At 63.6% G+C, this 22,979-nt stretch carries 19 protein-coding genes; 8 read left to right on the top strand and 11 right to left on the bottom strand.

The window, feature by feature from the left end:
• Position 1 precedes the first annotated feature (1 nt).
• From fhmpcd1 to AC04SF_RS25760, 7 genes are all read right to left on the bottom strand, one after another.
• The gene (fhmpcd1, locus tag AC04SF_RS25790) at positions 2-931 is read right to left on the bottom strand and encodes a 5-formyl-3-hydroxy-2-methylpyridine 4-carboxylate 5-dehydrogenase (RefSeq protein WP_096454332.1); all 930 of its coding nucleotides are present in this window, start codon (positions 929-931) and stop codon (positions 2-4) included.
• On the bottom strand, positions 928-2,559 hold the full coding sequence (locus tag AC04SF_RS25785; RefSeq protein ID WP_488480197.1) for a GMC family oxidoreductase: 1,632 nt from the start codon (positions 2,557-2,559) through the stop codon (positions 928-930). Before AC04SF_RS25785 ends, fhmpcd1 begins: the two co-directional genes overlap by 4 nt.
• 116 nt (positions 2,560-2,675) lie before the next feature.
• Positions 2,676-3,398: a class II aldolase/adducin family protein gene (locus AC04SF_RS25780; protein ID WP_488480069.1), complete on the bottom strand. Its 723-nt coding sequence runs from the start codon at positions 3,396-3,398 to the stop codon at positions 2,676-2,678.
• 70 nt (positions 3,399-3,468) lie between these two features.
• On the bottom strand, positions 3,469-3,927 hold the full coding sequence (locus AC04SF_RS25775) for a YbhB/YbcL family Raf kinase inhibitor-like protein (RefSeq protein ID WP_488480068.1): 459 nt from the start codon (positions 3,925-3,927) through the stop codon (positions 3,469-3,471).
• A 29-nt stretch (positions 3,928-3,956) separates the two neighbouring features.
• On the bottom strand, positions 3,957-4,547 hold the full coding sequence (locus AC04SF_RS25770; RefSeq protein ID WP_488480067.1) for an amino acid synthesis family protein: 591 nt from the start codon (positions 4,545-4,547) through the stop codon (positions 3,957-3,959).
• Positions 4,548-4,613: 66 nt separating this feature from the next.
• The gene (locus AC04SF_RS25765; protein WP_488480066.1) at positions 4,614-5,753 is read right to left on the bottom strand and encodes an FAD-dependent oxidoreductase; all 1,140 of its coding nucleotides are present in this window, start codon (positions 5,751-5,753) and stop codon (positions 4,614-4,616) included.
• A gap of 44 nt (positions 5,754-5,797) precedes the next feature.
• Positions 5,798-6,628 carry a 2-(acetamidomethylene)succinate hydrolase gene (locus AC04SF_RS25760; protein ID WP_488480065.1) on the bottom strand — a complete coding sequence of 277 codons (831 nt, stop codon included), beginning with the start codon at positions 6,626-6,628 and terminating at the stop codon, positions 5,798-5,800.
• Between AC04SF_RS25760 and AC04SF_RS25755 the strand changes: the two genes are divergently transcribed.
• The 4 genes from AC04SF_RS25755 (at position 6,513) to AC04SF_RS25740 (ending at position 11,417) form a co-directional block, all read left to right on the top strand.
• Complete coding sequence (locus tag AC04SF_RS25755; protein ID WP_488480064.1) at positions 6,513-7,487, top strand: GntR family transcriptional regulator; 975 nt, start codon at positions 6,513-6,515, stop codon at positions 7,485-7,487. The two genes, AC04SF_RS25760 and AC04SF_RS25755, sit on opposite strands and share 116 nt — an antisense overlap.
• A gap of 131 nt (positions 7,488-7,618) precedes the next feature.
• Entirely contained in the window at positions 7,619-9,199 is a 1,581-nt protein-coding gene (locus AC04SF_RS25750) for a GMC family oxidoreductase (protein ID WP_488480063.1), read from the top strand.
• Between the two features lie 197 nt (positions 9,200-9,396).
• On the top strand, positions 9,397-10,464 hold the full coding sequence (locus AC04SF_RS25745; protein ID WP_488480062.1) for a pyridoxal phosphate-dependent aminotransferase: 1,068 nt from the start codon (positions 9,397-9,399) through the stop codon (positions 10,462-10,464).
• Between the two features lie 47 nt (positions 10,465-10,511).
• Positions 10,512-11,417, top strand: a complete 906-nt coding sequence (locus AC04SF_RS25740; protein WP_488480061.1) for an allantoinase PuuE — start codon at positions 10,512-10,514, stop codon at positions 11,415-11,417.
• Between the two features lie 90 nt (positions 11,418-11,507).
• On the opposite strand, the gene AC04SF_RS25735 is transcribed toward AC04SF_RS25740, so the two are convergent.
• From AC04SF_RS25735 to AC04SF_RS25720, 4 genes are all read right to left on the bottom strand, one after another.
• A complete protein-coding gene (locus AC04SF_RS25735) occupies positions 11,508-12,410 on the bottom strand; it encodes an SMP-30/gluconolactonase/LRE family protein (protein ID WP_488480060.1) in 903 nt (300 codons plus the stop codon).
• 115 nt (positions 12,411-12,525) lie between these two features.
• Positions 12,526-14,946: a GcvT family protein gene (locus tag AC04SF_RS25730; protein WP_488480059.1), complete on the bottom strand. Its 2,421-nt coding sequence runs from the start codon at positions 14,944-14,946 to the stop codon at positions 12,526-12,528.
• A gap of 125 nt (positions 14,947-15,071) precedes the next feature.
• Positions 15,072-16,727, bottom strand: a complete 1,656-nt coding sequence (locus tag AC04SF_RS25725; RefSeq protein ID WP_488480058.1) for an ABC transporter substrate-binding protein — start codon at positions 16,725-16,727, stop codon at positions 15,072-15,074.
• Between the two features lie 194 nt (positions 16,728-16,921).
• Entirely contained in the window at positions 16,922-17,809 is an 888-nt protein-coding gene (locus tag AC04SF_RS25720) for a LysR substrate-binding domain-containing protein (RefSeq protein ID WP_488480057.1), read from the bottom strand.
• Between the two features lie 167 nt (positions 17,810-17,976).
• Here AC04SF_RS25720 and AC04SF_RS25715 point away from each other — a divergent pair, with 167 nt between their 5' ends.
• Genes AC04SF_RS25715 through AC04SF_RS25700 form a run of 4 tightly spaced genes read left to right on the top strand, consistent with a single transcriptional unit; the run spans position 17,977 to position 22,902 of the window.
• Positions 17,977-19,395: an MmgE/PrpD family protein gene (locus tag AC04SF_RS25715; RefSeq protein WP_488480056.1), complete on the top strand. Its 1,419-nt coding sequence runs from the start codon at positions 17,977-17,979 to the stop codon at positions 19,393-19,395.
• A 58-nt stretch (positions 19,396-19,453) separates the two neighbouring features.
• Positions 19,454-20,362, top strand: coding sequence for a dihydrodipicolinate synthase family protein (locus AC04SF_RS25710; protein ID WP_488480055.1), 909 nt, complete (start codon positions 19,454-19,456; stop codon positions 20,360-20,362).
• A 10-nt stretch (positions 20,363-20,372) separates the two neighbouring features.
• On the top strand, positions 20,373-21,341 hold the full coding sequence (locus tag AC04SF_RS25705) for a D-2-hydroxyacid dehydrogenase (protein ID WP_488480054.1): 969 nt from the start codon (positions 20,373-20,375) through the stop codon (positions 21,339-21,341).
• 19 nt (positions 21,342-21,360) lie between these two features.
• Positions 21,361-22,902, top strand: coding sequence for a trimethylamine methyltransferase family protein (locus AC04SF_RS25700; protein WP_488480053.1), 1,542 nt, complete (start codon positions 21,361-21,363; stop codon positions 22,900-22,902).
• Positions 22,903-22,979 lie beyond the last annotated feature (77 nt).

Below are 22,979 nucleotides of genomic sequence, written 5' to 3'. Positions count from 1 at the left end.
GCTACTCCCGGCCCTCCAGGATACGCCGCACCGCAACGAGCTTGCGCGCCCGTTCGCCTTGCAGCGCCTTGGTCTGCTCGGGCGTGTAGGAGAACATGCCCTCGCCCGACTTGATGCCGAACTTCGACGCGTTGGTCTTTTCCAGCACCATGGGCGCGACATCGTCGCGATTGGAGAGATCCGCGTTGAGGAAGGAGGAGACGGATTTGTAGATATCTAGCCCCGCCATATCGAGCAGCGCCATCGGCCCGATCACGGCGATCTTGTAGCCGATGCCCCAGGACACGCAGGTGTCGAGATCTTCCGGGTCGATGACGCCGCGCTCGACAAGGTCGACCGCCTCGCGCAGCAACGCATAGAGCACGCGGTTCTCGACGAAGCCCGGAACGTCCTTCTTCACCACCACCGGCAGCAAACCGATCGAGCGGATCAGGTCGCGGATGACAGCCACGGTTTGCGGCGCGGTGTTCTCGCCGGCGATCACCTCGATCATCGGGATGATGTGCGGCGGGTTCGACCAGTGCATGCCCACCATCCGCTCGGGATGCGAGATATGCGCCTGCAACTTGGTGATCGGGATACCCGACGTGTCGGAGGCGACGATCGTGTCCGAGGCGATCAGGCCGTCGATCGCGCGATAGACATCGGCCTTGACCGAAATGTTTTCAGGGACGTTCTCGATGACGAGGTCGGCCCCCGATACCGCATCGCCGATATCATCGGTGAAGCGGACCGCTCCAGCGCCGGTCGACGGCGGCGCGATGCCCAGGGCGTCCAAAACGGTCTCGGCCACGCCCAACATGGATCGCGCGCGCTCGATCGCTGCCGGGGCAACATCGTAGGCGACGACCTGCAAGCCGCCTCTGGCGAGCCGGGCGGCCATGCCCGGCCCCATCGTACCCATACCGATGATGGCGATACGTCGGATCATTGCATTGTCCCGCTTTGTTTTGAGCCGGCGATGAGGTCGGCGGCTTTCTCGGCGATCATGATCACCGCCGCATTGATGTTTCCGCAGACCAGGTCGGGCATGACGGAAGCGTCCACCACTCTGAGACCCTGGACGCCGCGAACGCGCAATTGCGGGTCGACGACCGAGGCTTCATCGGCTCCCATCCGGCAGGTCCCCGCCGGATGATGCACGGTGATGGAAGTCTTGCGGATATGCTCGTCGATCTCGTCGTCGCTCTGGCATTTCGGGCCGGGAAAAAACTCGGCCTCGATGAAGGGCTGCATGGAGGGCTGCGCGGCGAGATCCCGCGCCACCCGGAAGCCGGCCCGCAGCGACTCCCAATCCTTCGGCGACGCGAGGAAATTCTGGTGGATCAGGGGCGCGGCGGAAGGATCGGCCGACGCCAGTTTCACCGCTCCGCGGCTTTCAGGCTGTGTCGCCACGATCCGCGTTGCGAAACCGTCCGCAAACGGCGCCTTGAACGGCTTGAAATATGGCCATGCCGCGAGCGGCGCCGCCGTGAAGAGCAGTTGCACATCCGGCAATGGCCGCGCCGGACCGCTCTTCAGGAAGGCGACAACACCGCCGGGCACATCGCCGGAAAAACCGCGTCCCGTGAGGTAGGTCTTGACGAAATCGAGCCCGATCCGGTCGGCACGCATGTTGCGCAGGAAAGGGCCGCCCGGAGCCCGGCGCCGGTACATGAGGATGACCGAGACGTGATCCTGCAGGTTCTTGCCGACCGCCGGCAGGTCGACCCGCGTCTGGATCCCGTGCGCGGCAAGCTCGTCCTGCGCCCCGATGCCCGACAGCATCATGAGTTGCGGCGTGTTGATCACACCGCCGGAAAGCAGCACTTCCCTGCGGGCGAGAACCGTGCGTTCGCCGCCGCGATGGTTTATGGTGACGCCGGTGGCGCGCGCACCCTCCAGCACGATCTTCGTCGCGCTCGCTTCCGTCAGGACGGTTAGGTTGGGGCGCTTCAGCACCGGCCGCAGATAGGCTGTCGCGGTCGAGCTGCGCCGGCCTTTTGAAATCGTCATCTGGAGGCGGCCGAACCCTTCCTGCCGCTCGCCATTGTAATCTTTCGTCTGCTCGTAACCCGCCTGCACGCTGGCTTGCGCAAAGGCATCGATGAGCGTGTCCTTGTAGCGGCAGAACTGGGTGCTGACCGGACCGGCGCCGCCGCGAAACTGGTTCTCGCCGCCTTCCCAGCTTTCCTGCTTGCGGAAGTACGGCAGCACCTTGTCATAGGACCAGTCGGAAAGCCCCGTGGCTGCCCAACGATCATAGTCGCCGCGATTGCCCCGCACATAGGCCATGGCGTTGGTCGACGATGATCCGCCGACAACTTTGCCGCGCGCGCATTCGACCCTGCGTCCGCCGACATTGTCTTCCGGCTCGCAGAAATACATCCAGTCATGGCGACGCTCGGTCAGGATCTTGCCCCAGCCAAGCGGGATATGGATCATGGGATCGCGGTCCCAGCCGCCGGCTTCCAGCAACAGCACCGAACATTTCGGGTCGGCGCTCAGCCGGTTGGCGAGCACACAACCGGCCGATCCGGCCCCAACAATGATGTAATCGTAGCTTTCAGCATGCGGCATGGTGCGTTTCATTGCCTTCGTCCGACGCCGTGGCGTCAGGGAACCCATTGCGATCGAGTCTGGAAAACCTGGGCCAGGACCAAGGTCTTCCCGGTATGTTCAAACGCCGGCGGACCCTAGGCCAAGCCTGCTTCCCTGAGTCGCTGCGACCAGTGATCCCATCCACGATCGATCTGGGCGCCGACGAGATTTCCCGCGGCCTTGATTTCGCCCGGCGACAGATACTTGATCGTGCCGATCCGCAGGCCGGCGGTATGCGCTGCCGCCTCCTGCTCAAGATAGAAGGCCCGGAACACCACCTGCCGGACGGAACTGCCGACATTGACGACGCCGTGGCGTGCCATGAGCACGACGGGATAGTTCCTGAGGCTTTCAGCGATGTCCGCACAGACGCTCCGGCTGCCGCCAAAGAGATCGGTATCGTCTCCCTGCTTGTCGCGTATCTCGTAGACCGGGACGGCGTCGCCGAGGAAAGCCCCCATATGGGTCACGGGCCGCAGCGGCTGGTCGGTGAAGCAATAGGGCAGGACAGCCGGCGAATGGCTGTGGAGCACGCACTGGACGTCGGGCCGTGCCTTGTAGATCTCGCTGTGGATATAGCGCTCCAGATAGGATGGCCGGTTGTCCGAGGTCTCGCCGTCGAGGTTGAAACGCTGGATATCCCCAACCGTTATCAGGCTTGGAGCCAGCTTCTGCGCCAGGAAGAAGCTCTCGGGATCCTCGGGGTCACGGGCACTGATGTGCCCGAACGTATCCAGGATGCCTTCGTTCAGAAGTATCTTCGTTGCCGTGACGAGTTCCTCGAAGACCTTCTGGTGCGCCGGGTTGTTGTCTTTCATTTCCAAATTCTCCCATTGCGGCGATGGCGACCATTCTTGTTGTTGTTATTGGTCGCCAGGGCCGCGGATTTCACTTGTTTTCGTAGATGCCGACGATCCGGTTCTGCTCGATGATGTTGCCGGCATATTTCTGCAGGAACTCCTCCCGGGTGGGCGTTCCTTCGACCTTCGTGTCGAGCGCATAGACCCAGAAATAGTAGTGATGCTCACCATGGCCCGCGGGCGGCTGAGGGCCGTAATATTGCTTGCCACCGGCGCCGTTGGGGCCGACGCGGAATTTCTCCTGCGCATCCGACAGGTCGGTGGTCGAGGGATCGATGCCGTAGACCACCCAATGCGTGAAACCGTTGGCGAGCGGTGCGTCCGGATCGTGGCAGATGACCGCGAGTTCCTTCGTCCCTGCCGGGACGCCGCTGACAATAAGCCTGGGCAATACGTTGCCCTTGTCGCCGGCATGCTCGTCACGCAGTTTCCCGAGCGGCTTGAAATCCGCCGACGTGATCTTGAGGTCCTTGATGTTCAGGGGCATGAATTCGTCCTTCAGCAATTTCGATCGAACTAGACGCCGGCCTTGAGGTCGGCGACGGATTTGCCACCGACGCGCTGATGCACGCGCGGACCTGATGCGACGGCGACGCAGATCAGAAGTTCGTCCGGGCGCGGCGCATCCGGCACGGAAAAGGTGACGGCGTCGTAGTGGGAACGGATGTAGAGCTCGTCCTTGTGGGCAAGCGGGATATCGATGGTCGTGCCGGCGACAGCGACCTTGCTGACCGACGATATCCAGGCCTTGCCACCGCCCACCTGCTGGCGCAGCGGATCGCCGAATACCGTGGTGATGCAGGCGACGACATGCTCCTGTTCGCCTGATGTACCCGCGATACCGCCCTTGCCATAGCTTTCGACCGGCCTGTTGCCGAGCAGCGCCACGGCCCGCTCGCCGAGCGCATGACCGATCGCTGCACTCGGACTGGTCAGATCGGCCAGTTCGGCGACGAATTTTCCGGCGAACGGATTGCGTATGACAACGCCAGTCGCGACCTTGACGAGGGTTTCGCCAGGTGTGCCGCCATCATGCCGGCTTTCCTGGACGCAGGCGTACCACCCCCTGACATCGTAGTCCCGTTCGACTTCACTGGAATAGTTCATCTTTATCTCCTGAAGGGCGCGCGCTTGCGCATGCACCGATTAATTCGTTGGCCAGCTTGCCCGGCGCTACTGCGGCCATGAGTAGACGCGGCGCAGCGGGTCGTAGCGGGCAGCTTCCAGTGCCGCCGGTGTGAACATGTTTCCCATCGAGAGCGAGCGGTTCGCCGCATAGTCGCCGGACAGGGCCTGGCAGCGATCCGTGATCGGGCGGATGCGCTTCTCCCACGCGACGAGCGCATCCTCGACTGAAGCGCCCTCCTCCAGGTCCTGCGACAGGCTGAAGGCGTTGACCATCGCGCAACCGGCACCCTGGGCAAGAGCCGGGCACATGGCATGCGCGGCATCACCCACAAGGGCGACCTTGCCTCTTGTCCAGCTATCCAGCTTGGTCGTTTCGTACTTGTCGTATCGGGCGGTTTTCAGCTTGGCCGCCTCGACCAGGCACGGCTCCAGGAAAGGAAACATCTCGACCCAGGCTTCGAGATCGATCGGAACACTCGATCCGCGCGGATCGGCGGCCGGAGCCATCAGACCGAGATAGAGCTCATTCTCATTGCAGGGCGAGTAGAGAATGCGCTGAACACGTGGCCAGAAGTTCCACATGTCGATGGTGTTGTCCCACTCGCCATGACCGAGCTCTTTCTTCATGCGCGGGACAATCAGCCGGATGAGACCATCTTTCGAAACCCATCGATCCTGTTTGAAGCCGATGGAATCCCTGACCTTGGAGCCAACGCCATCGGCGCCGACGATCAGGTCGGCTTCGAGAACCTCGCCGGTCTGAAGCGTCAGGCGACCTTCCGGATCGGCGGCGACCGCCTCGGAATTGACGCTTATGTCGACACCAAGCGCACGAGCGCGGTTGACCAGGGCATCGTGCAGGTGGCTGCGCGTCATGATGCGCCAGGGCAGACCGTTGAACGTCTCCTTGGAGACCGACTTGTTGTGCATCCAGGTCTCGTAGGTCGGAGGCGTGTGCGAACCCTGGAGAACATCGTCCAGGGCGCCCAGTCCTTCGAGCACGCGAAGGCCATTGTGCCAGAGATAGATGCCAGCGCCGAACGCCCGCAGCTCCGAGCTCTTTTCGTGCAGCCTGACGTCCCAACCGTTCTGCTTGAGAGCGATGGCGGCGGTCAGGCCGGCAAAGCCGCCGCCGGCGACTTCGGCGCGACGCGTTTTGCCCGGAGTTTTGTTTACATTGGCCATTTTCTATCCTGATGCTGCGTACAAGAAGACGGCGCGCTTGGCCGTCAGGCGTCTATGAAGTTGGTGATGGCTTTCAGCGTGATCTCGGGAGAGACCTCGTTGACGTAATGGTCGGCGCCCGGAACGACGACGACAGGCAGATCGGGCCGCAGCCGGCTTGTCTTCGCCAGCGCCGCAGCCGAGACCAATTTGCTTGTCTCGCCGCGAACGATGAGGACGGGCTTGGTCACGTCGCGATAGGCCGGCACCAGGTCCGCTCGCAGGCCTTTGGCGGTCTGCGCCATGGCGGCGGGCGAGGCCAATGGACGCAATCCGCCGTCGACCGGCTGATAGCCGCTTTCAGCCCTGATCCTGATGGCGTCGGCGGGAATGTTCGGATAGCGGCCGGAGAGATATGCTTCGACAGCCCCGACATCCTCGAAAAGCTGGCTCCCCGCGTTCACCCGCGCCTCCAGCGCGTCCAACGCTTCGGTCTCGATGTACGGCGTAAAGTCGATTGCGACGACCGACCGCACCAGATCCGAGTATTTCGCCGCGGCCGTGACGGAGTTTCGAGCACCAAGCGAATGTCCGACGAGGATGGCAGGGCCGCGATCGAGCGTGCGTATCAGGCCGGCAATGTCGTCGGCATAGTCATTCGCCTCGTAGCCGGTTTCCGGCTTGTCGCTGAGGCCATGCCCCCTCTGGTCAACCGCAATCGTCATAAACCGATCCGAGAGCCGAGCCATCAACGGCTCGAAGACGGCGGAGTTGGAAGTGATGCCATGGAAGAACAGCATCAACGGGCCGCTACCCCTCTGGCGCACGTTCAAGGTGATGCGGCCAATGTCGACCCGTCGCGAGATGAAGTGGTCGGAAGCTACCTCTGCCGCCATGTCCATGATCCTCGCCTCCGCTGCTCGTCTCCTGCAAAAGGATCATACAGCCCGAAGCGCGTCAAGGAGATTGTCTGACATTCTTGCAATCTTCAGATTTGACAATCAGGCCATCCTGCTGTCAAATTTCAACGGCGTGGCGTATGCTGCTTCAGCGTGCGACTCAAAAGCCCATGAGACGTTATCGATGCCCCCAGATTTGAATTTGCGAATTTCGCCACGGACCGTGCAACGGGAGACCGTCGACAAGTTACGGCTGGCGATCTTCTCCGGATTGTTTCAGCCGGGAAGCCGCCTCATCGAAAGTCAACTGTGCACACAACTCGGCATCAGCCGTCCCTCGCTGAGGGAGGCTTTGCGCAGTCTTGAGGCCGAGCGCCTGATCGAGATCGTGCCCAACCGCGGGCCGTCGATACCGGCGCTTTCATGGGAGGTGGCAACCGCCATCTACGAGGTTCGAGAGCTGTTGGAAGTCGAGGCGGCGGGACGATGCGCGCTAAGGATTTCGCCGGAACAGTTGCGTGAGCTCGAGAAATCTCTTTCCGCATTCGAAGAAGCGGCATCGAGCAATGACAGCCTGGCGCAGGTGATGACCGCCGCGGACTTCTATTCCATCATACTCGCGAATTGCGGCAACCCGATCCTGGAGGAAGTCCATCGCGGTCTTGTGGCCAGGATCAGCTTCTTCCGAGGACGATCGATGTCCCTGGAGGGCAGAGCACAAAGCAGTCTGGCGGAGATGAGGGAGATCTTCGAATCCATCGCCGCCGGCGACGAGAAGGCCGCCCGCAAAGCCTCGAAACAGCACGTCCTGAGGGCGAAAGCGGCGGCGAAGATATCCATGGACCACGGGATTTGAGCTCTTCGATGGACTGTCGTTCCATCTGAAGACTCGACGCCCTTCATGACGTTTTCGGATCGGCCGAACGCAGATCAGTGCGCGGCCTTCTTCATGTCGGTGTCAGACATGCCGGCCATCGAAGCCGGCAAATGGCAGATGGAGTGATGATGACCAGGGCCGATGTCGAGCGTAGACCGAATTGCGATATCGTCATCGTCGGCGGCGGTTCGGCCGGGACGTTGCTTGCCGCGCGACTGAGTGAAGATCCGGCCAGTCGCGTTCTGCTGATCGAGGCGGGCGAAGAGGCGACGGACCCCGACATCTGGAACCCCGCTGCCTGGCCGGCGCTTCAGGGCCGCAGCTACGATTGGGACTATCGCACGGTGCCCCAGGCCGGCACCGCGGGCCGGGTGCATCATTGGGCGCGCGGGCGGGTGATCGGCGGCTCGAGTTGCCTGCACGCGATGGGCTACATGCGCGGTCATCCCTCGGATTTCCAGGCCTGGGTCGACGCGACCGGGGACCGCCGCTGGGGTTGGGACGAACTGCTGCCGGTTTTCCAGGCTATCGAAGACCACCCGCTTGGCGGCGACGGCATTCACGGCAAGGGCGGACCATTGCCGATCCATCTGCCGGCTGACGAAGTCAGTCCGGTTGCTCGTGCCTTCATCGAGGCAGGCGCATCATTGGGTCTGCCTCGCCTCGAGGGCCACAACAGCGGAGCGATGATCGGTGTCACCCCGAACTCCTTGAACATTCGCGATGGGCGGCGGGTCACAGCGGCGGACGCCTGGCTCACCGGGGCAGTTCGAGGCCGCGAGAACCTGACCATCCTTACGGGATCCCGAGTGCGGCGGCTCAATCTGGAACGCAATCAGGTCCGCAGCCTCGAGGTCGCAGGGCGACAGGGTCCAGTCGAAATCTTTGCGGACCAAGTCGTGCTTTGCGCCGGCGCGCTGGAAAGTCCGGCCTTGCTGATGCGTTCTGGCATCGGTCCGCGCGCAGTGCTCGATGCGGCAGGCGTCGGCTGCCTGATCGATATGCCTGACATCGGTCGGAACCTGCAGGACCACCTGCTTGGCGCAGGCAACCTCTACGCGGCCCGCAAGCCGGTGCCGCCATCGCGCCTCCAGCATTCGGAATCAATGGCCTATATGCGGGCCGACAGCTTCACCGCTGCCGGGCAGCCCGAAATAGTCGTTGGTTGCGGCATCGCGCCGATCGTGTCGGAATGTTTCCAGGCGCCCGCCGCCGGTACGGCCTATTCGCTGCTGTTCGGCATCACCCACCCGACCAGCCGCGGCAGCGTGCGCATCAGCGGGCCTGAGCTCGGGGATCGATTTATCATCGACCCGGCATACCTGCAAACCAGTCGGGACCGCGAGCGGTTTCGCAGGGCGCTCGAAACAGCACGGACAATCGGGCATAGGGATGAGCTCGCCGGCTGGCGGGAGCGCGAACTGCTGCCAGGCACGCTGAACAGTGCGGCCGAGATGGACGACTTCATCGCGCGGTCGGTCATTACGCACCATCATCCTTGCGGCACCTGCAGGATGGGCAAGGACCCGGACACCGTCGTCGATGCAGATCTACGGCTCAAGGCGCTCGACAATGTCTTTGTCGTGGACGCTTCGATCATGCCCAGCCTTACCGCGGGACCGATTCACGCCGCGGTCCTCGCGATCGCCGAGACCTTCGCTCGACGGCACCGGGAAATCCTACAATCCTGACCCGAAGGGCTCGCGTCCGGCCCGACAATGCCATCTCTTCTTCGTTCTCGTGCGGACGACCCCAACAAGGGCCAGAATTTCGGAGCCATTGCGCGGTTAGTTTTTGCTTGTGAACACGCTGGCGGATTGTAGCTTGCCCATGAGCCGGTCCGACAAAAGGTGGTCCGCGAGATGATCTACATCCTCATGGATGCGCCGTGCCGCTGAAAGCAGCCACCCATATCGAGGCCATGTCTGCCTTCGCGCTTGCGAATTTCGGCGGCTATGACCGGCCGACCCTTGCCCAGAACGAAAGCGCCTTCCCGCCCAGCCCCAGGGCGATTGCCGCCGGCCGGGACGCGATTGCCCGCAGCCATCTCTATCCCGATCCGGACTGGACGGCGCTGCGCGAAGCGCTCGCACAAGCCTACGGGGTCGAGCGCAGCCTGGTCTTGTGCGGCGCCGGTTCGATGGACCTGATCAGTTGCACCGTCGCGGCGTTTGCCGGGCCAGGCGATGAGGTGCTGGGCACCGCCTTTGCCTATAATTTCGCCGCATCCGCCGCCGCGCGTGTTGGTGCGGTCTACGTCAAGGCAGCAGAGCACGATCTCACCGTTTCGATCGACAGCATCCTGGCTGCCGTCACGCCAGCAACGCGTATCGTCTTCGTCTGCAATCCGGGTAATCCGACCGGCACCCGTATCCGCAACAGCGAACTGCTGCGGCTGCGCGCGGCGTTGCGGCCGGACGTGCTCCTCGTAATCGATCAGGCCTATGGCGAATTCGACGACCAAGACCCAGGACCGATTTTTGCGCTCGCCGCGCGCGGCGATACGGTGGTGTTGCGCACCCTCTCCAAAGCCTATGGCCTGGCCGGCGCGCGCGTCGGCTGGGGACTGTTCGCGCCTTCGGTCGCGGCTGAAATGCGCAAGATGCAGAATTCGAACCAGGTCACTACACCGAGCCTGGCAATGGCCGTCGCGGCCGTGCAGGACCAGGCCTATATGCGCGAAACAGTGGCCCGCACGGCCGTGATCCGCGATCGGTTTGCGCATGATCTGCGGTCTGCCGGCTACCATGTTCCCGAAAGCCGGACGAATTTCGTACTGATCCGCTTCTCCAGTGCAGCCGCCGCAGAAGCGGCCGAGAGAACTTTACGCGGCGCCGATATCATCGTGCGCAGCCTGGGCGGCTACGGCCTCACGGACTGCTTGCGCGCGACGGTCGGCCCGCAAGAGATAATGGATCGAGCACTGCACATACTGATCGACATGCGCGGCGGATAGTTTTGGCGACCGCATGGCTTACGACTGAATCCTGGGGAGATTGAGAGATGCCGTATCTGCCTGTCCGTGACCTTATCGGCTATGGCGCCAAGCCTCCGGCCGCTGAGTGGCCCGGCGGCGCCAAGCTGGCACTCAACATCGTCGTCAACTATGAGGAAGGCGCCGAATACAGCATCGGCGAGGGCGACGGCGTCTCCGAGGCGATCCTGTCGGACCTTGCCGTGTCCCCGGCGGCGCCGGGTCTGCGCAACCGCAACATGGAATCGCTCTACGAATACGGTTCGCGCGTCGGCGTCTGGCGGCTCGCTTCGCTGTTTGCCGACAAGGGCATCGTTCCGACTTTCTATGTCGTCGGCAGGGCGCTTGAACTCAATCCGGCGGCCGGCAAGGCGATCGCCGCACTCGGTAGCGACATCGTCTGCCATGGCTGGCGGTGGATCGACTACGCGCCGCTGAGCGAGGCCGAAGAACGCAATCACATTGCGATGACCGTGGACACCGTCCAGCGCCTGACCGGCATTCGCCCGCTCGGCTGGTACACAGGCCGGCCCAGTCTCAACACCCGGCGGCTGGTGGCGGAGCATGGCGGCTTCCTGTTTGATTGCGACGACTACAATGACGACCTGCCCTATTTTGTCGATGTCGATGGCAAGCGGCATCTGGTCGTCCCGCACAGTTTCGACAACAATGACAGCCGGTTCTCGCGCGGCTCCGGCCTGGAGACCGGCGGCCAGTTCTTTGAATATGTCAGCGACGGGGTGGACTGGCTGCTGGCCGAAGGCGGGCGGACGCCTCGTATGATGACCGTGTCGCTGCACTGCCGGCTGGCCGCCCGGCCGGGGCGCATGGTCGGGCTCGCCCGCTTCCTCGACAAGATCAGGAACAATCCAGACATCTGGATCTGCCGCCGCTCCGACCTTGCCCAACATTGGCTGGATCGGTTCGGCGGCTGACAATGCACCCGGCGGCATTGTTTTGACGCAATTCCGGACGGAAAACCGCTTCGCACTTTTCCTGGAATTGCCCTGGCCGCCGGCAACACCCTACTTGTTCGGAACCTCGTAGACCTTGCCGTGCCAGGGTGCCGCATCGATCTGGTCGAGCGCCATCACGTAGAGCTCTTTCTCGTCGGGTCCGAAGGCGAAGTTCGGCATGGATGGCGACGGCACTGAAAGCGTGCGCAGCAGCTTCGCATCCTTGTCGACGACGATGATCTTGCCCGGCGCGTCGAGCGAGCGCGGGCTCTGGCCGATATACATCTCGCCGGCCTTGTCCATCTTGATGCCGTCAGGCCAGATATGCGGCTGGTTCGGGAACAGATCGTCGAGGCGCAGGAAGACGCGGCGGTTGCTCAGGCTATGGTCGGGCTGGACGTCGAACTCGATGATCCTGTTATCCTCGGTCTCGACCAGGTACAGGATTTTTCCGTCGTTCGACATGACGAGGCCATTGGCATTGTGCAGGTCGCCGGCAACCTTCTTCACGCTGCCGTCCTTGCCGATGTAGTAGGCCGAGGCGTCGATCAGCGGTCCGCCCTTGCCGGAGCCGGTGAAATAGATGCCGCCATCCTTGTCGGGCGCGAAGTCGTTCGGTCCGCTGAACGGATTGCCGTCCGTGTCCTTGTCATAGGCCGGCAGCGTCTTGCCGTCGGCGGAGACGTGGCCGATCGAGTTGCTGTCGTAGCAGGTGACGAGGAATTCGCCGGTGGTCGTCGGCAACACCGCTGACGGGCCACAACCGTCCATCTTCCAGAAGATCGCGTTCTTCTTGCCGTCCCATACGTCCACCGTGCCGCGGCCGTATTCGACGTAGAACAGCTTGTCCTGATACCAGATCGGACCTTCGGCGAACCACGCGTCTTGATTGATAACCTTGACGTCTCCCGCATGCGCGGAGGATGTGAGGATCAGGGCAAACAGGGTGCCCAGCAGATGCCGTTTGATCATGCGATTCCCCTTTGTTTTCAGACGGTCGAAATCTTCCTCGTTCAGCTTCGCCGGCGTCTCCGGCCGGCTACGGGTTTCGTCAGTTGGTTCACTGGGCGAACGGATGGCCGGGCTTCTATGAGCGCAGCCGCTTGCCCTCGGGGTCGAAGGGAGGATGCGGCAGCAGGATCGCCTCATGCGGCCTTCCCAGTATGGCGACCGAGACCTTGTCGCCGGCCCTGGCGGAGCCTGCCTTGACATAACCGAGCGCCAGGGACTTCTCGACGAAATAGCCGTAGGCGCCTGAAGAGACCTGGCCGATCGGCGTGCCGTCGGCGAGGAAGATCGGCTCGCCGCCGGTCGCGTCGGCATCCCTGGCGTCGATCGACAGCATGATGAGTTCGTCGCGTGCCGGCTTGCCAGCGATGGCGGCATAGGCTTCGCGGTTGAGGAACGCGCCCTTGTCCATTTTGACAAGGCCGTCGAACTTGACCTCCTGCGGCCAATATTCGGGCGAGTATTCGCGGCTCCAGCTGCCATAGCCCTTTTCGACCCGCAGCGACATCAGCGCGCGCGATCCGACTGGTCCGGCGCCGACTTCGTTGCCGGCCTTGAGCAGCGCGTCGTAGAGCTCGACCTGGTCGGCGACCTTGCAATGCAGTTCCCAGCCAAGGTCGCCGGTGAAGGATACCCTGAGCGCCACCACATCGATGCCGGCGACGGTGATCCGGCGCGACTGCATGAAGGGGAATGCCTCGTTCGACAGATCCTCATTGGTCAGACGCTGCAGCAGTTCGCGCGAACTGGGTCCGGCCACGTTGAAGCCGCAGAGGTCCTCGGTGCGCGAGCGGAAGGTCGTGCCCTCAGGCAACGGGACGGCCTTGAAGAACCTCTGGTGGAAGCGCTCGGCCATGCCGGAGCCGACGACCATGAATTCGTCGTCGGCGAGCCTGGTCACAGTGAAGTCGCCGGCAATGCCGCCGCGCTTGCCGATCAGCGGCGTGAGGCAGGACCGGCCGATCCTTGTCGGCATGCGGTTGGCGAACAGCGCATTGAGCCAGGCCTCGGAGCCGGGACCCTTGACCTCGTATTTGGCGAAATTGGAGATGTCGATGATGCCGGCGCGTTCGCGCAGCATACGCGCCTCGCGGCCCACCGGTCCCCACCAGTTCTGGCGGGTGAATCCGATCGTCTCCTCGCGCGGCTCGCCCTCGGCGGCGAACCACAGCGGGTGCTCCCAGCCGAAATTGAGGCCAAAGACGGCGCCGATCTGCTTCTGCGTTTCATAGGCAGGCCTTGTCCGCACCGGCCGCCCGGCGGCGCGCTCCTCATTGGGGAAATGGATCTTGAAGCGATGGCTGTACTGATCCTGGACGCGGGCCTTGGTGAAGGCCTTGCCGGCCCAGTGGCCGAAGCGCGCCATGTCCCAGGCAAACATGTCGAGCGAAGGCTCGCCCTCGATCATCCACTCGGCCGCCAGCTTGCCCATGCCGCCCGACTGCGAGAAACCGGGAATGATGCCGTTGCAGCAGAAATAGTTGCTGAGTTCGGGCACCGGTCCAAACAGCACCGCGCTGTCCGGCGACCAGATCATCGGTCCGTTGATCACCTTTTTGACGCCGGCGGTGCCGACGGCCGGGACGCGCGCGATCGCGCGCAGCATGTTCTCTTCGATACGGTCGAGATCGTCGGGAAACAGTTCGTGGCCGAAGTCCAGCGGCGTGCCGTCCTCGGCCCAGAATTTCATCTTGCGCTCGTAGGCGCCGATGAGCAGCCCGAGGCCTTCCTGGCGCAGATAGTACTCGCCGTCGCGATCGGCGACCGAGGGCAAGCGGCGGCCCATGGCGGCGATTTCCGGAATGGTCTCGGTGACGAAATACTGGTGCTCGGTCGGGATCAGCGGCAGTTGCAGCCCAGCCATCGCGGCGACCTCCCTGCCCCACAGGCCGGCGGCGTTGACCACCCATTGCGTGTGGATGTCGCCCTTCGGCGTGCGCACGATCCAGCTGCCGTCGGGTTGCGCCTCGGTGGCGGTGACCGGCGTGAAGCGATGGATCTCGGCGCCGCGCTGGCGCGCGCCGGCGGCGTAGGCGGCGGTGACGCCGGACGGATCGACATTGCCGCCTTCCGGCTCATACATGATGCAGCGTATGCCGTCGAAATCGACCAGCGGGTGCAGCCGCTCCGCCTCGTCACGCGCGACCTCGTAGAAATTCATCTTGTAGCGCCGCGCCTTGGCTTCCTGCAGCCTCAGCTGATGCTCGCGCGCCTCGGTCTGGGCGAGATAGAGCGAGCCCGGCTGGAAGATGCCGCAGCCCTGGCCGGTCTCGGCCTCCAGTTCCTTGTAGAGTGCCATGGTGTAGTGCTGCAGGCGGCTGATGTTGGTGGAATCATGCAGGCCGTGGATGTTGGCCGCCGCGTGCCAGGTCGAGCCGGAGGTCAGTTCGCTGCGCTCCAGGAGAACGACATCCGTCCAGCCGAACTTGGCAAGGTGATAGAGGATCGAGCAACCGATCAGACCCCCGCCGATGACGACGGCTTGTGCATGGGTACGCATGTTTCTTCCCTTTATTCGGCGACTTTTATCTTGGCGTTTGATTTAGCTGATGGGTCAATCGCAGTCGCCCGGCGACTTCAGGGGCGCAACATGCGCCCCTGAGATATTTGCTGTGACCGGCCGGCCTAGGCCTTGTCGAGCCAGACCTTGTCCAGCTGCAGTTCGAATGTCTGATGCATGCCGAGGTTCTTCACATAGGTTGCGTGGTGCCGGTAGAGCGAACGCCAGAATGCCTGGATGAGGATGCCGGAGTCCTGCAGAATGAACTCGACGTCCTTCATCAATTCCTTGCGCTTGTCGACGTCCGCCACGGCGAGCGCCGCGTTGAGCTTCTTGTCGAATTCCGGATTGGCGTAGCCCGACTCGTTCCAGGCCTCACCGCTGCGATAGGCGATCGCCAGCACCTGGACGCCGAGCGGCCGCATACCCCAGTCGGTGGTCGACCACGGATATTTCGTCCAGTCGTTCCAGAACGACGAGCCCGGAATGATGGTGCGCTTGACCTTGAAGCCGGCCTCGCGCATCTGCGCGGCGACGACGTCGGCCGGGTCCTTCACATAGTCCGCATCGTAGGAGATCAGTTCGAATTCATGATCCATCTGGCCGGCCTCGGTCATCAGCGCCTTGGCCTTGGCAATGTCGCGCGGCATCTTCGGCAGCGCATAGTATTCTGGATGGATCGGGCAGACATGGTGGTTTTCCGCCACCTGTCCGAGGCCGCTGTAGCCGAGCTTCAGCACCGTCTCATTGTCGACCGCGAGCTGGATGGCATTGCGCACGCGTTTGTCGTCATACGGCTTGTTGGTCACATTGGTGCGCAGCACGATGGTGCCGGCGGTGACGACCTGCTCCTTGACCAGGCCCATGCCGTCATAGAGATCGACCGTGCCGCCGACGGTCTGGTAGTTGCAGTCGATCTCACCGGCCTCGAAGGCGCTGCCGATGGCGGGGTTGGAGGCGTCCGATCCGTAGTCGGTCCAGTCGACGCCGTCGAGATAGGGCTCGCCGCCGAACCAGGTGAAGTCCTTGCGCCGCCGCACCGAGGCCGACTCGCCGACCTTGTACGAGATCAGCTCATAGGGACCGGTGCCGGGCGTCTTGAGCATGTCGGCGCCGTTCTTGTCGAAGTCGCGATGGACGATGACCGCCGGATAATCGGAAAAGCCCGGAATGATGGTGACGTCGGACTGATGGCATTTCAGCTTCACCGTGTGGTCGTCGACCTTGGTGATGGCGCCGGCAGCGGCCTTCTTGGTGGCGGGATCGATCAGGGAACTCATGCGCCCGGCCATCGAATTGCCCTCGGCCGCCTTGTCGCACCAGCGCTCGATGTTATGGACGATGTCGTCGGCGTTGAAGTCGTCGCCGTTCGACCACTTGACGCCCTTGCGCAGATGCAGCGTGTACTCGGTGGCGTCGTCGCTGACTTCCCAGCTCTCGATGAGATGGCCCTCGAAGGTGAAGTCGGTGGTGTAGCGGATCATGTAGTCGTTGCACTGGCGCATGACGTTGGCGATCTCGGACCAATCCCAGGAGCGCGGATCCTTCATGTCCTTGATGATCATCTGCATCTTGAGGATGCCGCCCTTCTTGCCGGGCACGATCGCCGCGGCCTTGGCCGGGGCGATGCCGGCCATCGAATAGGCGAACGCCGTGGAAGCGCCCATCGCGCTTGCCATGGCCAGGAATTCGCGGCGATCCATCCTGCCGCTTTTGACTTCGGCTGCGTAGCTTTCGATGACCGCCGGGACGCGATCACCGTTGCTCTTGAACATTGTCATCGTTGTTCTCCGGTTCAGGGCTTTCCGCCCGTTACATTCCCCTTGCGATATCCATGTTAGGGGCGATGCAAAAATCCCGGAAGGGCTCGACCCCTGAAGAACCGCCAAAAACCGGCCCTCAAGACCTAAAAAAACGATGCCATTGGCGTGTCAATTTTTTGAGCGCGGGCCTGCCGCCGGCTAGCGGATGGCTGTCAGGCGCCGTCTTCGCGCGCCCGTGAAATGATCCATTCGCGCACGATGCGCGCGATGTTGCCTTTCGAGAGTTGGCTCTCGGTGAGGTAGTAATTCCAGGGGCTTGGCGGCCGAACCGGAAAGGGTTCGACGAGCAGCCCGCGACGCAGATAGGCGTGGGCAAGCGACCGCTGGGTGGCGACCAGTCCGGCCCCCATGGCAGCGAGTTCGAGCGCGATGTTGGAGGCGTTCGTCGACAGCCCCTTGTCGTGCTCGTCCATGTCGAGGCCAAGCGCCGTCGTGACGACCTGCCAGTATTCCTGACGGCCGTGCACGAAGATCCAATCCACCTTGAGGATATCGCGCGGCGTCTTCAGCGCGTGTTCGCCATCCAGCAGCGCCGGAGCGCAGAGCAACAACAACTCGTCGTTCCAAAGCGGGATGCCCGCGGGCGGGCGATCGTCGAAACGCCGCGTCGAAATCGTGATGTCGGCGATCTGTTCGCTGATATCCTCCCAGATCGTGCCGTGCAGGACGATCTCGATCTCGGGATGCTTCTTGCGGAACGCGGCCATGCACCCCGCCAGCCAGTTCTCCGCCAGGCTCATCGGGCAGGAGACGACCACGGTGCGGTTGCGCGAAGAGGTGACGATCGCCTCCGTCGCCTGGTCGATCTGATCGAGGGCCTGGCGCAAGGTCGGCAGGAAGGCCTCGCCCATTTCGGTCAGCTTGAGGCTGCGTGGATAGCGGATGAACAATTGCCGTCCGATGTAATGTTCGAGCGCGCGCACATGCGTGCTGACCGCGGCCTGCGTGTATCCGAGTTCGTTGGCGGCGGCGGTGAAGGAGAGATGCCGGGCCGAACTCTCAAAAGACCTGATATAGTTCAACGGGGGTGGCGGCTTCATCGCTCTCTCCTGCAAGATGCAGGGATAGCTATCGCACAGACCGGCCGGCGTTCAATCGTGCCTGATCGCAAGACGTGAATTTTTTTGGCCAATGCCGCTGAACTAATTGCGTGAAAGCACGATGAACCCAAATTAATGATGGCGTGACGCAAAGGGGAGTGATGCAAGTGGCTGTGCCGTCGCATCGGCGTGAAGCGCCTGACGCAAGTACCAGCGTTGCCGTTCGCCTGGCCGATTTCGTGTTACGGCGGCCGGCGGCCGCATTCCCCGCCTCCGTCCTCGAGCAGGCACGCTATCTCCTGCTCGACACAATCGGCATTGCCATTGCCGCCGGTCCGATGGAAGCGGGCCGGATCGCCCGCGACACCGCCACGCTTCTCTATGCCTCTACCGACCCGCGGCATTCGGCACGCATGCTTTTCGATGGCCGCCGTGCCAGCATCGCGGGAGCCGCCTATGCGGCCGCGACACAGATCGACAATCTCGACGGCCATGACGGATACAGCCCGACCAAGGGCCATATCGGCGTCGCCGTCGTGCCGGCGCTGGCAGCGCTTGCCGAGGCACGCCCCGACCTTGGCGGGCCGGAGGCACTGGCAGCCCTGGTCGTCGGCTACGAAATTGCCGGCCGGGCGGGCATTGCGCTGCACGCAACCGTGTCGGACTACCATACGTCGGGCGCATGGAACGCGCTGGGCGTGGTTGCGGTGGCGGCAAGGTTGCGACGGCTCAGCGACGATCAGCTGCGCCAGGCGCTTGGCATTGCCGAATATCACGGCCCACGCAGCCAGATGATGCGCGAGATCGCGAACCCGACAATGCTGCATGACGGCTCGGGCATCGGCGCGCTGATCGGCCTGTCGGCGGCCGTGCTCGCCGAACGCGGCTTTACCGGCGCGCCGGCGATCACGATCGAAGAGCCCGAGGTCGCGCCGCATTGGCAAGATCTCGGCGCCTTCTGGCAGGTGCTGCACCAGTATGTGAAGCCATACCCGATCTGCCGCTGGGCGCATGCGGCGATCGACGCGACGCGCGGGCTCTGCCATGCGCATCATCTCGCGCCCGCCGACATCAGCCACGTCGAGGTGAACAGCTTTCATTACGCCGCAACGCTGTTCGACGGCATGCCGGACACGACCTCGAAGGCGCAGTACAGCCTGCGCTTCGCCGTCGCGACCTTTATCGTCCATGGCCGCATCGGACTGGAGCACATTTCCGGCAGCGGGCTGGAGGATGTTGCCGTGGCGGATATGCTGAGCCGCATCACGGTCGTGGAATCGGAGCGCCACAGTGCCCGCTTTCCAGCGGGCCGCTGGGCCGACGTGACGCTCACGACATCAGATGGGCGGATCCTCGCTTCGGGCGACGTCCATGCGCGCGGCGGACCGGAGGCACCGCTGACGCAAGCTGAGATCGAGGCCAAGTACATGGAATTCGCCGCGCCGATGCTCGGACAAGGCCGCGCCGAGGCGATCCGCGACGCGGTGCTGTCGCTCAGCGACCGCGACAGCCTCTTCGGCGACCTCTCGGCCTTGCTCTACGATCCTCCGGTGATCACCAGGATGCTGCAACGACCGGCGTGGTAGCGGCCGGACGGCGGCAGCAGTGATCACACCCGAATACCATCACGCAAAGAGGATACGCATGACCCGCCCGCAAGGAACCATCGCACCGATCCTGACACCGTTCGCGGATGACGGCAGCATCGCACGCGACCTCTTTGTGTCCCATGCCAAATGGCTGCTGGACCAGGGCGCGCATTTCCTGTCCCCCTTCGGCACCACAGGCGAGGCGCTGTCGCTCTCGCTTGGTGAGCGCATGCAGGCGCTGGAGTGGCTGATCGAAGCCGGCATTTCGCCAGGCCGGCTGATGCCCGGCACCGGCGTCACCGCGCTTCCGGAAACCGTCGAACTGTCGGCGCACGCGGTCGGGCTCGGCTGCGCCGGCGTGATGGTGCTGCCGTCGTTCTTCTACACCGCCGCCGGCGATGACGGCCAGGCACGCTACTACAGCGAACTGATCGAGCGGGTTGCGAACCCGGCAATGAAGATGATCCTCTACCATATTCCGCAGAACTCCGGCGTGCCGGTGAGCCCGGCCTTGACCGCCCGGCTGAGCGCGGCGTTTCCCGACACTGTCGTCGCCTACAAGGACAGCGCCGGCGACTGGAACAACACGGCGGCGGTGATTGCCGCCGCGCCAAATGTTGCGGTGTTCCCCAGCTCCGAAGCGCAACTGACCAAGGGGCTGGCCAACGGCGCGGCGGGCTGCATCTCGGCCACCGTCAACCTCAACGCCGCGGCCATCCGCTCGCTCTACGATCGTACGCTGGCCGGGGAGAACGTTACTGAGGCGGATGCGGCGATCAAGGCATTCCGCAAGATCATCCAGGATGCCGGCCTGATCCCGGCGATGAAGGCCGTGCTGGCCGTGCGCTCCGGCGACCAGCGCTGGCTGAACCTGCGCGCGCCGCATGAGAATGCAACGCTGGAGAACGGGCAAGCGCTGCTTGTCGCGCTGGGCAGTGCCGCCGATCATATCGGCCACGGCTGAGGCCCGCGCCATGTCGGCCCGCCCAACCGTCATTCTGCACACCGACAAGCCGGCCGGCGCGTTGGCCGTGCTCGCCGAGACGCACCCGGACCTACCGGTCCACCCCTGCGACAGCTACGCTGGGCTTCCCGAACTGATCGAGCGCGTGGCGGCGGAAGTGGTCTATTCCATCCGCTTCGACGGCACGCCGCGCTATCCACGCCAGGCCCTCGTCGAAAGCCCGACCGTGAAATGGGTGTCCATCGGCGGCTCCGGCACGGATCATCTGGGACGCTGGGATCCGACGCGCGTCACGGTGACCAATTCCGCAGGCGTTGCCGCCGGCATGCTGGCGGAATATGCGCTCGGCGCCATGCTGTCCTTCTCGCTCGACCTGCGCGGCTTCGAACGCCGCCAGCAGGCGCGGCAGTGGGGCGGCGGTCGTGTCGAGCCGATCGAAGGCAAGACCGTGTTGATCATCGGCCTGGGCAAGACCGGCGAGGCCGTGGCCAAACGAGCGCAGGCGATGGGCATGCATACGCTGGGCATCCGCGCGCGGCCCAAGCCGACGCCATGCCTGGACGAGGTTCATGGCGTTGACGCGCTGCTACCACTCATCGGCCACGCCGATTTCGTCATCTGCTGCGTGCCTTTGCTGCCGACCACGCGCGGCCTGCTCGGCAAAGCGGCCTTTGCCGCCATGAAGCCTTCCGCCGTGCTCATCGACATTTCGCGCGGCGGCGTCGTCGAGGAAGCAGCACTTCTGGCCGCGCTCGATGCCAAACAGATCAAGGGCGCGGCGCTGGATGTCTTTGCGGCCGAGCCGCTGCCCGCCGAGCACCCGCTTTGGGGCTACGACACCGTCGCCATCACGCCGCATTGCGCGGCGGTTTATGACGGCTGGGACATCAAGTCGGTGCGCATGTTCGCCCACAATCTCGCGCGCTACCGCAGCGGTCAGCCGCTCGAGAACATAGTCAATCCGGAGCGCGGCTACTAAGCCGAGAGGGAAGAGACCGATGACGCAGGACAGGCGCGGCGGCGGCCGCAGGTCGAGGCTGGAACGCGGCGGCGGCGGCATCGCACAGCTGCCGTGGCAGAGTGTCAAGAATCCCTATCCGCCCATGCAGCTTCTCGACGAAGAGCGGATGCAGCAACTGCACGACACCTCGATGCGCATCCTGTCCGAACTCGGCATCCGCGTGATGAGCGAGCGGGTGATGGACCTGTTCGCCTCCGCCGGCGCCATCGTCGACCGCGAGGAAAAGACCATCCGCATCGACGAGAGCCTGGTGAACGAGGCGCTGCGCGCGGTGCCGTCCTCCTTCACGCTGACCAGCCGCAATCCTGAGAAGCAGGTGCATCTCGGCGGCAATTCGCTGGTCTTCGGCCTGGTGGCGGGTCCGCCCAATGTGCACGACCGCATCAACGGCCGACGTCAGGGCAATCTTGCCGACTACCAGAACTTCATCAAGCTGGCGCACCACTTCAATGCCATCCACATCATCGGCAACCAGGTGGTGGCGCCGATGGAGCTGCCGGCCAATGCACGCCATCTCGACACCTACCACGCCAATCTGACGCTGAGCGATCTCTCCTTCCACTGCACCGCGATCGGCCGCGCCCGGGCGATGGACGGGATCAACATGATGGCGATCGCGCGCGGCATCTCCGTCGAGGAGATGCGCGCCTCGCCGGGCGTGACGACGATCATCTCGATCAACTCGCCGCGCCTGTTCGACGATGCGATGGCGGAAGGTCTGATCGCCATGGCCGAGCACGGCCAGCCGGTGACCGTCACGCCCTTCACCCTGATGGGCGCGATGACGCCGGTGACCCTGGCCGCGGCGCTTTGCCAGCAGAATGCGGAAGCGCTGTTCGGCGTGGTGCTGACCCAGCTCGTCAACCCCGGCACGCCGGTGATGTATGGCGCCTTCACCTCCAATGTCGACATGAAGTCGGGCGCGCCGGCCTTCGGCACGCCGGAGAACGCCAAGGCCAACATCATCGCCGGGCAATTGGCGCGGCGCTACAATCTGCCCTACCGCACCTCCAACGCGAATGCCTCCAATGTGGTCGATTTGCAGGCGGCCTATGAGACGGAAATGGCGACCTGGGGCGCGGTGCTTGGTGGCGCCAATCTGATCTACCATGCGGCCGGCTGGCTCGAGGGCGGGCTCACCGCGTCCTATGAAAAGCTCGTGCTCGATGTCGAGATCCTGCAGAACATGATGGAGTTCCTGCGGCCGCTGCCGTTCCAGGAAGACGACCTCGGCTTCGAGGCGATCAAGTCGGTGCCGGCCGGCGGCCATTTCTTCGGCGCCGAGCACACCATGTCGCGCTACACCACCGCCTTCTACCAGCCGATGCTCTCCAACTGGCAAAACCATGGCGCCTGGGAGGAAGCCGGCGGCAAAGATGCTCTGGAGCGAGCGACCGAGCTCTGGCAGCAGGCCCTGCACGACTACGAAGAGCCGGTGATGGACCCCGCGATCCGCGAAGAGCTCGACGCCTATGTCGCGCGCCGCCGCGAGGAGATCGCCGCCAATCCGGAAGGCTAGAGCATGATCCCGAAAAGTGGAATCGGTTTTCTCGGACAAACGGTTTCCGTTTGTCCAGAGATCATGCTCCAACAAGA

This window comes from Mesorhizobium sp. CNPSo 4671 (assembly GCF_057784245.1).
This window is presented reverse-complemented; position numbering and strand designations above follow the sequence as displayed.

What these genes read in the sequence shown, in the direction of transcription:
- fhmpcd1 (WP_096454332.1), bottom strand. Translation starts at nt 931, where the DNA reads ATGATCCGACGTATCGCCATCATCGGTATGGGTACGATGGGGCCGGGC.
- AC04SF_RS25785 (WP_488480197.1), bottom strand. Translation starts at nt 2,559, where the DNA reads ATGCCGCATGCTGAAAGCTACGATTACATCATTGTTGGGGCCGGATCG.
- AC04SF_RS25780 (WP_488480069.1), bottom strand. Translation starts at nt 3,398, where the DNA reads ATGAAAGACAACAACCCGGCGCACCAGAAGGTCTTCGAGGAACTCGTC.
- AC04SF_RS25775 (WP_488480068.1), bottom strand. Translation starts at nt 3,927, where the DNA reads ATGCCCCTGAACATCAAGGACCTCAAGATCACGTCGGCGGATTTCAAG.
- AC04SF_RS25770 (WP_488480067.1), bottom strand. Translation starts at nt 4,547, where the DNA reads ATGAACTATTCCAGTGAAGTCGAACGGGACTACGATGTCAGGGGGTGG.
- AC04SF_RS25765 (WP_488480066.1), bottom strand. Translation starts at nt 5,753, where the DNA reads ATGGCCAATGTAAACAAAACTCCGGGCAAAACGCGTCGCGCCGAAGTC.
- AC04SF_RS25755 (WP_488480064.1), top strand. Translation starts at nt 6,513, where the DNA reads ATGCCATGGAAGAACAGCATCAACGGGCCGCTACCCCTCTGGCGCACG.
- AC04SF_RS25760 (WP_488480065.1), bottom strand. Translation starts at nt 6,628, where the DNA reads ATGGCGGCAGAGGTAGCTTCCGACCACTTCATCTCGCGACGGGTCGAC.
- AC04SF_RS25750 (WP_488480063.1), top strand. Translation starts at nt 7,619, where the DNA reads ATGGCAGATGGAGTGATGATGACCAGGGCCGATGTCGAGCGTAGACCG.
- AC04SF_RS25740 (WP_488480061.1), top strand. Translation starts at nt 10,512, where the DNA reads ATGCCGTATCTGCCTGTCCGTGACCTTATCGGCTATGGCGCCAAGCCT.
- AC04SF_RS25735 (WP_488480060.1), bottom strand. Translation starts at nt 12,410, where the DNA reads ATGATCAAACGGCATCTGCTGGGCACCCTGTTTGCCCTGATCCTCACA.
- AC04SF_RS25730 (WP_488480059.1), bottom strand. Translation starts at nt 14,946, where the DNA reads ATGCGTACCCATGCACAAGCCGTCGTCATCGGCGGGGGTCTGATCGGT.
- AC04SF_RS25725 (WP_488480058.1), bottom strand. Translation starts at nt 16,727, where the DNA reads ATGACAATGTTCAAGAGCAACGGTGATCGCGTCCCGGCGGTCATCGAA.
- AC04SF_RS25720 (WP_488480057.1), bottom strand. Translation starts at nt 17,809, where the DNA reads ATGAAGCCGCCACCCCCGTTGAACTATATCAGGTCTTTTGAGAGTTCG.
- AC04SF_RS25710 (WP_488480055.1), top strand. Translation starts at nt 19,454, where the DNA reads ATGACCCGCCCGCAAGGAACCATCGCACCGATCCTGACACCGTTCGCG.
- AC04SF_RS25705 (WP_488480054.1), top strand. Translation starts at nt 20,373, where the DNA reads ATGTCGGCCCGCCCAACCGTCATTCTGCACACCGACAAGCCGGCCGGC.
- AC04SF_RS25700 (WP_488480053.1), top strand. Translation starts at nt 21,361, where the DNA reads ATGACGCAGGACAGGCGCGGCGGCGGCCGCAGGTCGAGGCTGGAACGC.